Source organism: Arthrobacter nitrophenolicus, from assembly GCF_000332815.1.
Taxonomy (GTDB): domain Bacteria; phylum Actinomycetota; class Actinomycetes; order Actinomycetales; family Micrococcaceae; genus Arthrobacter; species Arthrobacter nitrophenolicus.
This window is the reverse complement of sequence record NZ_AOFD01000087.1, coordinates 1-12,138: the sequence shown is the minus strand read 5'-3', so window position 1 is coordinate 12,138 and position 12,138 is coordinate 1. Positions and strand designations below refer to the sequence as shown.

At 65.6% G+C, this 12,138-nt stretch carries 15 protein-coding genes and 2 tRNA genes; 6 read left to right on the top strand and 11 right to left on the bottom strand.

Going from position 1 to position 12,138, the window contains the following annotated elements; all coding sequences use genetic code 11:
* A partial coding sequence (locus G205_RS19625) for a PASTA domain-containing protein (protein ID WP_009359547.1) occupies nt 1-680 on the top strand: 680 nt, incomplete at its 5' end.
* A 39-nt stretch (nt 681-719) separates the two neighbouring features.
* On the top strand, nt 720-2,627 hold the full coding sequence (gene pknB / locus G205_RS19620) for a Stk1 family PASTA domain-containing Ser/Thr kinase (RefSeq protein ID WP_009359546.1): 1,908 nt from the start codon (nt 720-722) through the stop codon (nt 2,625-2,627).
* Here pknB and G205_RS19615 read toward each other — a convergent pair.
* From G205_RS19615 to G205_RS19605, 3 genes are read right to left on the bottom strand one after another with little or no spacing between them, the layout of a single operon-like run.
* A complete protein-coding gene (locus tag G205_RS19615; RefSeq protein WP_009359545.1) occupies nt 2,624-3,265 on the bottom strand; it encodes an aminodeoxychorismate/anthranilate synthase component II in 642 nt (213 codons plus the stop codon). The genes pknB and G205_RS19615 overlap by 4 nt on opposite strands.
* A complete protein-coding gene (locus G205_RS22250) occupies nt 3,262-3,432 on the bottom strand; it encodes a hypothetical protein (protein ID WP_009359544.1) in 171 nt (56 codons plus the stop codon). Before G205_RS22250 ends, G205_RS19615 begins: the two co-directional genes overlap by 4 nt.
* A gap of 2 nt (nt 3,433-3,434) precedes the next feature.
* On the bottom strand, nt 3,435-4,238 hold the full coding sequence (locus tag G205_RS19605; protein ID WP_035753918.1) for a class E sortase: 804 nt from the start codon (nt 4,236-4,238) through the stop codon (nt 3,435-3,437).
* Between the two features lie 173 nt (nt 4,239-4,411).
* Between G205_RS19605 and G205_RS19600 the strand changes: the two genes are divergently transcribed.
* Both G205_RS19600 and G205_RS19595 read left to right on the top strand, forming a co-directional pair.
* The gene (locus G205_RS19600) at nt 4,412-4,663 is read left to right on the top strand and encodes a cell division protein CrgA (RefSeq protein WP_009359542.1); all 252 of its coding nucleotides are present in this window, start codon (nt 4,412-4,414) and stop codon (nt 4,661-4,663) included.
* Between the two features lie 43 nt (nt 4,664-4,706).
* Nucleotides 4,707-5,324 carry a DNA-3-methyladenine glycosylase I gene (locus G205_RS19595; protein ID WP_009359541.1) on the top strand — a complete coding sequence of 206 codons (618 nt, stop codon included), beginning with the start codon at nt 4,707-4,709 and terminating at the stop codon, nt 5,322-5,324.
* Nucleotides 5,325-5,499: 175 nt separating this feature from the next.
* Here G205_RS19595 and G205_RS19590 read toward each other — a convergent pair whose 3' ends face one another.
* The 3 genes from G205_RS19590 to G205_RS19580 all read right to left on the bottom strand — a co-directional run bounded on the left by G205_RS19590 (nt 5,500) and on the right by G205_RS19580 (nt 7,942).
* Nucleotides 5,500-5,973, bottom strand: coding sequence for a carboxymuconolactone decarboxylase family protein (locus G205_RS19590; protein WP_009359540.1), 474 nt, complete (start codon nt 5,971-5,973; stop codon nt 5,500-5,502).
* A gap of 535 nt (nt 5,974-6,508) precedes the next feature.
* Entirely contained in the window at nt 6,509-7,387 is an 879-nt protein-coding gene (locus G205_RS19585; protein WP_035753916.1) for a rhomboid family intramembrane serine protease, read from the bottom strand.
* A gap of 9 nt (nt 7,388-7,396) precedes the next feature.
* Entirely contained in the window at nt 7,397-7,942 is a 546-nt protein-coding gene (locus tag G205_RS19580) for a peptidylprolyl isomerase (protein WP_009359538.1), read from the bottom strand.
* A gap of 154 nt (nt 7,943-8,096) precedes the next feature.
* Here G205_RS19580 and G205_RS19575 point away from each other — a divergent pair, with 154 nt between their 5' ends.
* Together G205_RS19575 and G205_RS19570 are read left to right on the top strand one after the other, a co-directional pair.
* On the top strand, nt 8,097-9,074 hold the full coding sequence (locus G205_RS19575; RefSeq protein WP_009359537.1) for a hypothetical protein: 978 nt from the start codon (nt 8,097-8,099) through the stop codon (nt 9,072-9,074).
* 129 nt (nt 9,075-9,203) lie between these two features.
* A complete protein-coding gene (locus tag G205_RS19570) occupies nt 9,204-10,079 on the top strand; it encodes a glycosyltransferase family 2 protein (RefSeq protein WP_035753914.1) in 876 nt (291 codons plus the stop codon).
* Here G205_RS19570 and G205_RS19565 read toward each other — a convergent pair whose 3' ends face one another.
* The 5 genes from G205_RS19565 to G205_RS19550 form a co-directional block, all read right to left on the bottom strand.
* Nucleotides 10,080-11,018 carry a DMT family transporter gene (locus G205_RS19565; protein WP_009359535.1) on the bottom strand — a complete coding sequence of 313 codons (939 nt, stop codon included), beginning with the start codon at nt 11,016-11,018 and terminating at the stop codon, nt 10,080-10,082.
* An 81-nt stretch (nt 11,019-11,099) separates the two neighbouring features.
* Nucleotides 11,100-11,175 (bottom strand) — tRNA-Ala (locus G205_RS19560).
* Between the two features lie 72 nt (nt 11,176-11,247).
* Nucleotides 11,248-11,364, bottom strand: a complete 117-nt coding sequence (locus tag G205_RS23290) for a DLW-39 family protein (protein ID WP_235047105.1) — start codon at nt 11,362-11,364, stop codon at nt 11,248-11,250.
* A 71-nt stretch (nt 11,365-11,435) separates the two neighbouring features.
* Nucleotides 11,436-11,509: transfer RNA gene (locus G205_RS19555), tRNA-Ile, on the bottom strand.
* 110 nt (nt 11,510-11,619) lie between these two features.
* Nucleotides 11,620-12,138: DUF3566 domain-containing protein (locus tag G205_RS19550; protein WP_009359533.1), on the bottom strand; the 519-nt coding region annotated here is incomplete at its 5' end.

Sequence of the window (12,138 nt, the reverse complement as noted above, 5' to 3'; positions counted from 1 at the left end):
CAGATGCGGACGGCCCGCAGGGCCCGCTGGCCCGCGCCAACGCGCTGGCTGCCGAACGCAACTGGGTGCCGGAGGAGACAACTTACGACGACGAGCCCGCCGATGAGCCCGAGCGGAAAGGCCGGAGCCCCTGGACCTGGCCCCTCATCGCCCTGATCCTGCTGGTGCTGTTCGCCTTGGTGGGGTTCTTCCTGAACCAGCAGGGAATCCTGTTCCCGTCCAACAACGCAACGTCCAGCCCGCCGTCGTCGAGCCCCCAGGCCACCACCGCCAGTCCCACCGTCACGTCGGCATCGCCGACTCCCACGAGGAACACCCCGAGCCCCACCCAGGAGCCCACGCAGGAGACGGTCAACGTGATCCCGGCTGCCTACCTGGGCAAGGATTACCGCCAGGTCCAGTCGGAGCTGTCAAACCTGGGGCTTGCCGTGACCGTTGAGCCGCTGCAGACCTCGGAGGCCGCACCGGGACGGGTAGTGGGGCTGAACCCGACCGGTCCCTTGCCCGTGGGATCACCCATCACCGTCACCTACGCCGTGGCGCCACCCACCCCCACTGCCACTCCGACGCCCACACCGGTTCCCACCACGTCGTCGGTGGCAGCGCCCACCGCGACCTCGCTGCTGCCTGACTGCGCAGACGGCGAGCTTCCGGGTGCCCCGCCAACCTGCAAGCCGTAGCCCCCAGGACAGCCAGTGAACGAGTCACCGCGCACCCCGATGCACCGGGAGGACAGCCTCCCGGTGGACAACCAGCGTGTCCTGAACGGCCGCTATGAACTGGGCGGCCTGATCGGCCGCGGTGGCATGGCTGACGTCTACCGGGGTACCGACACCCGGCTGGGGCGGACCGTGGCCATCAAGCTGCTGCGACCCGACCTGGCCCGGGACCCCCAGTTCCAGGCGCGGTTCAGGCGCGAGGCACAGGCGGTGGCGGCGCTGAACCATTCGTCCATTGTTGCCATCTACGACACCGGGGAACACACGGTCCCAGACGGTTCCGCCGAGTCCGTCCGCGTTCCCTACATCGTCATGGAATTCGTGGAGGGCAAGACCATCCGCGAGCTCATCCGCGCCAACAGCGTCACCATCGCCCAGGCCATCGATTATTGCCTGGGCGTCCTGGCAGCGCTGGAATACAGCCACAAGGCCGGGATTGTGCACCGCGACATCAAACCGGCCAACGTCATGTACTGCGAGGGCTCCGACTCGGTGAAGGTCATGGATTTCGGCATTGCCCGTGCCATGGCCGACTCCTCGGCCACCATGACGCAGACACAGGCTGTGGTGGGCACTGCCCAGTATTTGTCGCCGGAGCAGGCCCGGGGTGAAACGGTGGATGCGCGCAGCGACCTGTACTCCGCTGCCTGCCTGCTCTATGAAATGCTCACGTCCCGGCCGCCCTTCATCGGCGACAGCCCCGTCTCCGTGGCCTACCAGCACGTCAGGGAGATCCCGGAGCCCGCCAGCAGCGTAAATCCCGACGTTTCCCCGGCGCTGGACTCCGTCCTGGCCAAAGCCCTGCAGAAGAACCGTGAGGACAGGTTCCAGGACGCCGCCGCCTTCCGGCGCGCCCTCCGCGCGGCCAGGTCCGGGATTCCGGTCATGGCGGTCCCCGCCTCGGAGGCACCCACCGACCCCAACGACTACGTGCCGGCCGCGGCGCCGGCAACCCAGGCCTTCGCTGCCACCGGTGCGAGCTTCCTCGACGATGCCCCCACCGGCCGGCTGGCCGCCACCTCCGCATACCCTGACCGCGGCACAGCCGCCGTTCCCGCCGCCGAGGAGGAGGACCCGGCCCCGGCACCGCTGCCGTTGGGGTTCGCTCCGGAAAGCGAGCGGAGCACCCGGCAGACGTCCCGCCGTCGTGCGTGGATAGCCACCCTGGTTGTTGTCACCCTGCTGGTCCTCGCTGGCGGCGGCCTGTGGCTGTACAACACGGTGAACCGGCCCGCGCCCATCGTGCAGGTCCAGATTCCGGCCGTGGCCGGGATGACGGAGTCTGCGGCGTTGCAGGAACTGTACAAAGCGGACCTGCCGCCCAGGATTGTCCGGATGCAGCATGACACCGTTGCCAAGGGAACCGCCATCGGCACCGAACCGGCATCCGGTGCGTTGAACCCGGGCACGGAAGTGGTCCTGAACATCTCGGAAGGGCCCAGCGCCGTCAAGATTCCGGAGAGTCTTCCCGGCAAGACGGAGGCTGCTGCCCGGGACATGCTGCGTCAGAGCGGGCTGGTGGGCGCCCCGTCCACCACCACGGCCAACAGTGCCACCGTGCCGGCGGGAATCGTCATTACCACCAGCCCTGCCCCCGGCCAGATGGTGGGCGTGGGAACCACTGTTGAACTGGTGGTCTCCACTGGCAAGGTGGCAGTCCCCGAACTGCGCGGCCGCACGCGGGAGGAAGCCGAGGCTGCCCTCAAGGAGCTGGGCCTGGTCCCTAATGTCATCGAGGTGGAAAACGGCCAGGTGGAGGCCGGGCGCGTGACGGACCAGAGCGATGCAGTCAACGCCGCCGTGGAACAGGGCAAGACGGTCAGCATTGTGGTGGCCAAGGCGCCGCCTCCGCCGCCGTCACCCACCGCAACCCCAACGCCGACGGCGAGCCCCACCAAACGGGGCTAGTGCTGGATGAGCGGGCTCAGCTTGGCAGCCCGTGCCGCGGCGCCCTTCATGCCCAGCGACTCCAGCCAGTTGCCGAGCATCTGGTAGCCGCCCTCGGTCAGGACCGATTCGGGGTGGAACTGGACGCCGCACAGCGGGGCGGTCCGGTGCTGGAGTCCCATCACCACGCCCGAGGCCGTCTGGGCAGTGACTTCCAGGACGTCCGGAATGGTTTCCCGGACTGCCGCCAGGGAGTGGTAGCGGGTGGCCGTGACGGGGGAGGGGAGTCCTGCGAAAACACTGGTGCCGATGTGTTCCACCAGGGAGGTCTTGCCGTGCATCAGCTCCGGGGCATGCGTCACCTTCCCGCCGAAAGCCTCGGCCAGCGCCTGGTGGCCCAGGCAGACCCCGAACATGGGGACGCTGTTTTCCCCGCACCACTTGATCAGTTCGATGCAGACACCTGCCTCGGCCGGGTTGCCCGGACCGGGTGAGATCAGGACGCCGTCGCGGGTGCTGGCCAGCTCGATGGCCTCGGCGAGGGTGACATCGTCGTTGCGGACCACGGTGGTCTCGGCGCCGAGCTCCTGGAGGTAGCCCACCAGGGTGTAGACGAAGCTGTCGTAGTTATCCACCACGAGGATCTTGGTTGTGGTCATGGCTGGCTTGCTGCACCAATCGTTGAGTCAGTGAACTGGGTGTACTCGGACATCCACGGAAAAAGGAACTGGACCATCAATACCAGTGCAATGGCAATGAGTACCAGCGAGGTGACGATCCGCAGCCACAAAGGCCCGGGCAGGTGGCGGAAAATCCATCCGTACATGCTCAGCCCTTCCCGACCGCTGCCGCCACCTGGGCGGCGATTTCCGCCGGCGGGCCTGCCGAGGCGGGCCGCCAGCTGTCCAGCAGGGCATAGGCGATGATGCGTTCTTCCGCCCCGAAACGCGGGTTGCAGCTGGTCATGGTGAGGTAGCTTTCCGTGGGTGTGACGCCGGGCAGGGTTGGCACCGGCTCCAGGACGTCGGTACGGCTGGGCATCACTATCTGGTTGTTGCGGAAGACGTACACGTAGTAGCCGTCTTTGGTCTGCACGTAGATCTTGTCGCCGGGGACCAGGGTATGGATGTTGTCCAGCACGGCGCCGTGCGTCTGCCGGTGGCCGGCGACGGCGAAATTGCCCACCGCTCCGGGCATGGCCGTGGTGGCGTAATGGCCCAGGCCCAGGGTGTCCAGGACGTCGCTGGTGGTGCCCTGCACGATGGGCCGCGTGTAGCTGGGGCCAAACCGGGGGATGTACATGATGCCGATGGTTCCGGCATGGCCGGGGGCGGCTCCCACCACCGGCGGACCGAAATCCTCGGCAGGCGCGGGCGCGCCTGTTTCCTGCGGGGCAGGGGGCGGCGGGCTGCCGAGGTCCTGGTTTCCGAGGTCCTTGGCGAATTCCTTGATGACTTCGCTCTGCCGCGCGTCCGATTCCACGTTGGTCCACCACAGCTGCCAGGCGACGAACAACAGGAGGATGATGCCTGCGGTGATGAGGAGTTCGCCGAGTACCTGGATGGTTATGCGGACTATTCCGACGCCGGCAGCCGGCGCAGCGGCGGGCCTCGCCTTCTCCTGCAATACCACGCGTTCTCCTCGGGGCGGTTCCGCTGGGCACCGGCGGCCCAGGAAGTCCGGCTAGAATTGGCTGCTAGTAAGAATCCAGATTTGTCCAAGATCGCGCAGACCGCTGGCAATTTCCTTCTTGCAGGATATCAAGCCCGGGACGCCGAGCTTGCCCACCCTGCCAAGGAGAGCCAGTGCCCGAGTCAAAGCCGCGCAAGAAGACTGCCAGCACCGTCCAGCCGGCCTCCCCGCAGGCATACAAACCGAACCCTGTCTGGTTCAAGCCCGTTATGTTCGGGCTGATGATCATCGGGCTGTTCTGGATCATCACGTACTACATCAGCGAAGGCCTCTTCCCGGTCCAGGCCTGGGGATCCTGGAACATCGTGGCCGGCTTCGGCATTGCCATCGTCGGCTTCCTGATGACCACCCGCTGGCGCTCCTAGGCCTTCTTCTCCAACAATTCTTCACGGCCCCAGGAGGAACCGGATGGCTGCCGAGACTGCCGGCTCAGTGATCATCGGCGACGACGGCCTGGCCCGCCCGGCCTGGGCTGCGTCTGATCCATTGCTCCGGGAGTACTACGACCAGGAGTGGGGCCTTCCGGTGACCGACGAGCACGGCCTCTACGAACGGATCTGCCTGGAAGGTTTCCAGGCCGGGCTTTCCTGGGCAACCATCCTGCGCAAGCGGCCGGCCTTCCGCACCGCCTTTGAGGGCTTCAATCCGGACGCGGTAGCGCTGTTCACTGCCGCCGACGTGGAGCGGCTCCTGCAGGACCCCGGCATCGTCAGGAACCGCATGAAGATCCTCGCCACCATCAAGAATGCCCGGGCCACCGTTGCCCTGAGGAAAGAGGGCGGCCTGGTGGACTTCGTGTGGCAGTTCCGCCCCGTGGCCACCCCGCGCCCCGTTGTGCACACCGATATTCCCACCCAGTCCGAAGAATCGGTGGCACTCTCAAAGGCCCTCCGCAAAAAGGGGTTCTCCTTCGTTGGACCCACCACCATGTTCGCCCTGATGGAGGCCATTGGCATGGTGGACACCCACCTCCTGGACAGCCACCGCCGGGGCTCGTCCGGTGTGTGGCAGGAACCAGCCCGCTAGGACCTTCTCCCCAGCTGTTGGCAAAGTTATCCACAGTGTTGAAAACCTGCGGATAACGCTGGGGAGTACCGGGCCTCCGGCGCCCACTGGGGCCAGCAGCCAAAACCTGCCCCCGCGATGCGGTTATTAACAGTGTGGAATACCCTGTGGATAATCTCCGCTGTGGAAGGTGCAGCTAGCTTTCCTGGCGGTCGCGCCGGACCGGATGGTGGCTCACGATGGAGATGCGGTTGAACGCGTTCATGCTGACCGCCACCCAGCTGACCACCGAGAATTCCTCTTCCGTCAGGGACTTGCGGGCCATTCCTTCCTCCTGCTCACGGAGCTGCTGGCTGGGGAGTTCGGTGATGCTCTCCACAAGGGCCAGCGCGGCACGCTCCTTCTCGGTGAACAACGCTGTGTCCCGCCATGCCGGCAGCACAGCCAGGCGCTGGGATGTTTCCCCGGCCTCGAGTGCTTCCCGGACGTGGAGGTCCAGGCAATAGGCACAGCCGTTGATCTGGGAGATACGCACATTGAGGAGTTCCAGAGTCTTGGCGTCTATTCCGGCGTCCGCGGCAGCTTCCTTGACCTTCAGGGCCAGCCCGTTGATGGCGCGCCAGACAGCAGGATGCTGCTTGTCGAGGAAGATGTGCTGCGTGGTGGTCAAGGAAGACCTCCTGGAGGGGCGGGATTGCGGAACAGGGGCACTTGAAGCTTATCCACTTACCAACATTCCAATACCCACAAGTTATCCACAGCTGTGGAAACCAGTTGGGGATTATCTGCCAGGAAAGGCCCGCACACTGGGATGCAGGGCGAGAAAGCATCCTGAACTACATCGGCGGAAGTTATTAACAGTGTGCATAAGTTGTTGAAAGGACCGCCTGCTACAGCCTTCAGTGCCCTGGGAGCCAAGGTATCCAAGGCTTTATCCACAAATCTCCGGAAAATGCTCAGTTTGTCCACTTAAGCACAGGTCTATCCCCAAGAGTTATCCACAGGTGTGGAGAAAGGCGGCCCGCCGGGTGGAAAAATCCGGGAAAGCGGACGCTGGCGCAGAAGTCAGGCATGAATGACAGGCATGTAAGTTATTAACACTGTGGATAAGGCCTGTGGAAAAACGAAACCCCCGGCACCCTGTGTGGGTGTCGGGGTCATGGGCTGTGTCCAGGACTGTGGGGCCGTGCCCGGTGCGGGTCCGGCTACAGCGTGACGCGTAGCCAGGCTGCGAGGGCGAGGAGGGCCAGCACAGCCGCCAGTCCTGCTGCCTGGATCAAGCCCTGACGCGGACCACGCGGGGTGTAGGCGAGGACTGCAGCGCAGAGCCCGCCTGCAACCAGGCCGCCCAGGTGCGCCTGCCAGGCGATCTGGGGGATCACGAAGCCAATCACGCCGTTGATGGCGATCAGTACCCACAGCTGGCGGGTGTCGCCTCCCCGGTGGCGCTGCACCAGCAGCATGGCACCGAAGAGCCCGAAGATCGCCCCGGAGGCACCGACAACACCATAGAGAGGCCTGCCCGGTTCATAGAGGGGGGTCAGCAAAAGGTAGCCGACCGAGCCGCCAATGGCGGAGACCAGGTAGAGGGCCAGGAACCTCACCCGCCCAAGTAGGGGCTCCAGCGCCTGCCCGAAGGCCCACAGCATGTACATGTTCAGCACAATGTGGAGGATGAAGCCCTGCGAGTGGAGGAATGCCGCGGTGAGCATCCGCCATGGTTCGAACTGGCCGTAACGGGGCTCCGCATAGATATTGGCGAAACCCAGGGTCTGGTAAATGGCGTCATTGGGGATCAGCCACTGCAGGACGTAGAGGACTGCGCAGACGGCGATGATCCCGAACGTCACCCTGGGCTTGCCGGCCGCGACGGCGCCGCCATAGACGGTCCGTACCTCCGGCGTCGCACGCTGTGCCTCGTTGACGCAGTCGACGCATTGGAATCCGACGGCGGCCGCCCGCTGGCAGTCGGGGCACGCGGGGCGCCCGCACCGCTGGCAGCGCACATATGACGGCCGGTCAGGGTGCCGGGGGCATACCGGGACCTGGGCGGACGGCTCAGCCGACGGAATTCCGTAACTCATGGTGTGGTGTTACAGCTGCTCGATATCGATGCTGTTGATGGTGACGTCCTCCACGGGGCGGTCGCCCATGCCGGTGCGGACGCCTTCGATGGCGTCGACAACCTTCTTGGATTCCTCGTCAGCCACTTCGCCGAAGATGCTGTGCTTGCCCTGCAGCCAGTCGGTGGGGATGGTGGTGATGAAGAACTGGGATCCGTTGGTGCCCTTGCCCATCTGGATGCCGGCGTTGGCCATGGCCAGCTTGTAGGGCTGGTTGAAGCTGAGCTCGGGGTGGATTTCGTCGTCGAACCGGTAGCCCGGTCCGCCGGTGCCGCGGCCCAGCGGGTCGCCGGCCTGGATCATGAAGTCTTTGATGATGCGGTGGAAAATCGTCCCGTTGTACAGCGGAGTGCCGGTCTTGTCCTCGCCGGTCTCCGGGTGGGTCCACGCCTGCTCGCCGGTGGCAAGGCCGATGAAGTTCTTGACGGTCTTGGGCGCGTGGTTGCCGAAGAGGTTAACCACGATGTCGCCGAGGCTCGTGTGGATGGTTGCTTTTGCGGTTGCGATTGCAGTCATAGGCCCCATTCTTCCACGCCGGTCCCTGCCGGTCGCAGCCGCTGCAGCAGTTCCGCGCTGGGTGAAATCGCCCTAAAATCCGCGGTGGGAATAGCAGGTGAACTTCAAGCCACGTAGGCTAACCACAGACCGTCACATTAATCGGGAGGTAGTTGTGAAGAAATCGGATCGTATTGCCCGTGACCTTGAGCTGTCAGTCATTGAGGCAGTAGAAAATGCCAAGGATTGGGCCGCCCCCCGCGTGGAAGCAGCTGTAGACTGGGCGGTTCCCCGCCTCCAGCACAGCCTGGACACCGCTTCTCCCAAGATCCAGGAAGGGCTGAAGTCAGCGGCGCACAACCTGGCCGACGGGGTGGCCACCGTTACCCCCCGGATCCAGGACGGACTGGCACAGCTCGCCCCGAAGATCAACGACGCCGTCGAGGGCGCCTCCCCGCGCCTCCACGAGGCGCTGGACAAGGCCACCCCGGTGGTCCTGAACGCCCGTGACCGCGTTGTGGTGGAGTACCTTCCCCGCCTGTCGGACCAGATCGGCCACGCGTCCGAGGCTGTCCACCGCACCCTTGAGGGCACTCCGGCCCGGGTGGATGCGGTAGCACAGAAGCTCGGCGACGTTGGCATCATCCACGCCCTCCAGGAGCAGGCACAGGCCACCGGCACCCAGCTGAAGGCAGCTGCAGCGGAAGCCGGCCGCACCGTTGGCATCGAACTCGCCCAGCCGAAGCCCAAGAAGCAGCGCGGCTGGCTGGTCTTCGGCGTCATCGCCGCGGCAGTGGCTGCCGGTGTTGCCGCCTGGAAGGCCTCCAAGCCCGTGGAGGACCCGTGGAAGACCCCTTCCCCGGTGACCCCGGCCCCGGTTTCTGCCGCCACCGTCAACGAGGTCAAGGAAACCACGGCTGACGCCGCGGACAAGGCGGGCGCAGCCTCGGCTTCGGCCGCCGCTGCGGGTGCGGACAAGGTCTCCGATGGTGCGGACACCGTCAAGGACAAGGCAGGGGATGCTGCAGACAAGGCCAAGCACGTGGCCGAGGACGCCGCCGAAACCACGGCCAAGATTGCCACTGACGCGAAGACTGCCACCAAGAACATCGCCGCGAACATGAACGGGGACAAGGGCGCCAGCCAGGCCTAGTTACCCGCACACACCGCGAAGGGGTTCCGTTCCAGGACGGGGCCCCTTCTGCTGTCTGCGGACGCGGCAGGGGGCGGACGCTGGTTCCCGTCCCGGGCGCGGCATCCCCGCGGTGCTAGATTTGAAGTGATGTCAGCCGATCAACCCCTTGGGGATGCCTTGAACGACGCAGCCGAGCTGCCCCGCGTGTCCATCGTCATCCCGGCGTACAACGAGGAGGGCGTCATCCGGCAGTGCCTCATCGCTGCCATCTACCAGTCCGTCCCGGCGCACGAGATCATCGTGGTGGACAACCTCTCGAAGGACCGGACCGCCGACATAGTCCGCCAGATGCAGCTCGAGTATCCGGAGAGCCCAGTCATCCTGCTGAGCCAGGACCGCGAGCAGGGCCTGATCCCCACCCGCAACTTCGGCCTGGACCACGCCACGGGCGACGTCCTGGGACGGATCGACGCCGATTCCGTCCTCGAACCGGACTGGGTGGAGCAGGTGCAGAAGGCGTTCCTTGACCAGTCGGTGCAGGCAGCCACGGGCCCGGTGGTCTATTACGACATGCCGATGCGCCGGTTCGGGCTGAAGGCGGACGACAAGATGCGCCAGCTCATGCTCAAGCTGGCCAAGCACCAGTATCACTTCCTGTTCGGCTCCAATATGGCGCTGCGTGCCTCCGCGTGGGAGACCATCCGGGCCGAAACCTGCCGGGACGAGAAAGACGAGATGCACGAGGACATCGACCTGTCCCTGCACCTGGCCGACCACGAGCTCAAAGTGCAGTACTGTGCCCAGATGGTGTCCGGGATGTCGGCGCGCCGGCTGGAGGATTCACCGCGGGACTACCGCTATTACGTGACCCGGTTCGACCGCACGTACAAGGCGCACAACGTCAAGAAGATGGCCTTGAAGGCCCCGATGGTGGTCTTCTTCTCCGTGTATTTCCCGGCCAAGCTCCTGCGGGCCATCCACACCGTGAACACGGCGCAGCCGGTCCGCCGCGGCGGCCAGTAGCTAGTCCGTCCCCAGCTCCGCCAGCCGGTCCGACGGCGGCTTCTGCCCGCGAGCGGCAGGGCGCCTGCCGGCCCTTCCGGGCTTTTGGCCCAGGACGACGACGGCGAGCCCCGCCAGGATCAGGCCCAGACCGGCGTACGTGCCGGCCGGCAGGGTCTCCCCGAGGAACAGCGCGGCAAGCAGCGCAGCACCCGGTATTTCGAGAAGGATGATCATCGACACCAGGAGCGGGCTCATGGTGGCCAGCAGGTGGTTGAACGCCGTGTGCCCCACCAGCTGTGCACAGACGGTGATGGCTGCGATGCCAAGCCAGCCCGCGGCCTCGAATCCGGCCAGCGGCTGTCCGGCCACGAGCGCCAGTAACGCCACCAAGGCGGCGCAGACCCCGTAGCAGAGCGTGGTGTAGGTGCTGGTGGTCATGTTCCGCCGCGCTTTGCCGCCGGCCAGCGTGTAGAGGCCGGCCAGGGCGCCCCCGGCCACAGCGAGCAGGTCTCCCAGAAGGGCCTGCGGCGATGATCCCATGTCAAAGCCCGTGATGGCCACGACGCCGGCAAACGCTGTGCCCAGCCCGGCCAGGACCTGCCAGCGGTGCCGGACGCCGCGGAACAGCTGGAAAACCGCGATCCAGGCCGACTGCAGGCAGACCAGGGCCGTGGCTGCGGCAACCGACGTCAGCTGGAGCGAGGTGATGAAGCAGGCGAAGTGCAGGGCCAGGGCGGCGGCCGCCACCAGGGACCAGGCGAAGTCCCGGCGGGTTATCCTGCGGAACTGGCGGGGTTCCCGGATAAGGGTGGGTGCGGCCATCACGACGGCGGCAATGGCGTTCCGCCAGAAGGCGATGGCGAGGGCACTGACGCTGGTGGCGCCGAGCGTGGCGGCAATCAGCGGACCCGAGGAGGCAACGCCCAGGACGCCCATGGCCGCGAGGAAGAAGGTCACTGCTCCACCCTATGGTGCTTCGTGATGGTGGGGACAAAGCAAAAGTCCCGGCCCGCGTTTCCGCGGCCCGGGACTTTCCTATGGTGGAGGCACGGGGACTCGAACCCCGAACCCCCTGCTTGCAAAGCAGGTGCGCTACCAATTGCGCCATGCCCCCATAAGAAGCAACCCGTCAATCATACCCTAGAACCGGAGAGCCATTTACCGGCTTCCAGCCCAGGCGCCTCGGCTAGTCAACCGAATCGGTGGACTCGCTCCAAACAGTTTTCCGGGCTTCGGATTCCTGTGCCTTGCGGTAGACCAGGATGCCTGCGATTGCAGCTGCAAGTACCAGCAACTTCTTCACATGCTCCCCGTTCCGGTCCGGCTGCGGGATAAACCCGAACCAAACCTCCACTTGAACCTGCACAGGTTCCGTGGGCGTACCAGGACTTGAACCTGGGACCTCTTCGTTATCAGCGAAGCGCTCTAACCGCCTGAGCTATACGCCCCGATGCCTCATCGGGCCGAGACATGACTTTACAGCACATCCCGGCCCGATCTCAAATCGGGCGTTTCCGCCGGTCCGGGACCGGCGGAAACGGGACCTAGGGAACCGGATCTAGTCGTCGGTGAGGGTGACGCCGATGCCGCCCACCAGGGTGGCCGAGATGTTGTAGAGCACGGCGGACAGCATGGAGAGTGCGGTCAGCAGGACCACGTTCACCACGGCGATGATGGTGGCAAAGGATGCCACCTGGCCCAGGGAGGCCACCTTCTTCAATTCGAAGCCGCCGCCTTCGGTACCGGCCAGGGTGCCGAGCAGGCTGTCCACCTGGTCGAAGATGCCGGTAAGGTCCAGGACGGTCCACAGGACAATGGCAGCCACCACGGTAACGATGCCCAGGGCCACGGACAGCAGGAAGGCCATCTTTAGGACGGACCAGGGGTCAACCTTGCTGATCAGCAGCCTGGCGCGCCGCACCTTGGCCTTGGGGGCGGGCTTGACCAGCCCGGGAGTCCCCTGCCCCGGAGCACCTGCCGGACGCTGCCCGCCGGTGGCGGGCCGGGAACCCTGTGCGGGCCGCTGTCCCGGCTGGGCCGGTTGACCCTGGGACGGACCTTGGGCGGGGCGCTGGCC

What these genes read in the sequence shown, in the direction of transcription:
- pknB (WP_009359546.1), top strand. Translation starts at nt 720, where the DNA reads ATGCACCGGGAGGACAGCCTCCCGGTGGACAACCAGCGTGTCCTGAAC.
- G205_RS19615 (WP_009359545.1), bottom strand. Translation starts at nt 3,265, where the DNA reads ATGACCACAACCAAGATCCTCGTGGTGGATAACTACGACAGCTTCGTC.
- G205_RS22250 (WP_009359544.1), bottom strand. Translation starts at nt 3,432, where the DNA reads ATGTACGGATGGATTTTCCGCCACCTGCCCGGGCCTTTGTGGCTGCGG.
- G205_RS19595 (WP_009359541.1), top strand. Translation starts at nt 4,707, where the DNA reads ATGGCTGCCGAGACTGCCGGCTCAGTGATCATCGGCGACGACGGCCTG.
- G205_RS19585 (WP_035753916.1), bottom strand. Translation starts at nt 7,387, where the DNA reads ATGAGTTACGGAATTCCGTCGGCTGAGCCGTCCGCCCAGGTCCCGGTA.
- G205_RS19580 (WP_009359538.1), bottom strand. Translation starts at nt 7,942, where the DNA reads ATGACTGCAATCGCAACCGCAAAAGCAACCATCCACACGAGCCTCGGC.
- G205_RS19570 (WP_035753914.1), top strand. Translation starts at nt 9,204, where the DNA reads ATGTCAGCCGATCAACCCCTTGGGGATGCCTTGAACGACGCAGCCGAG.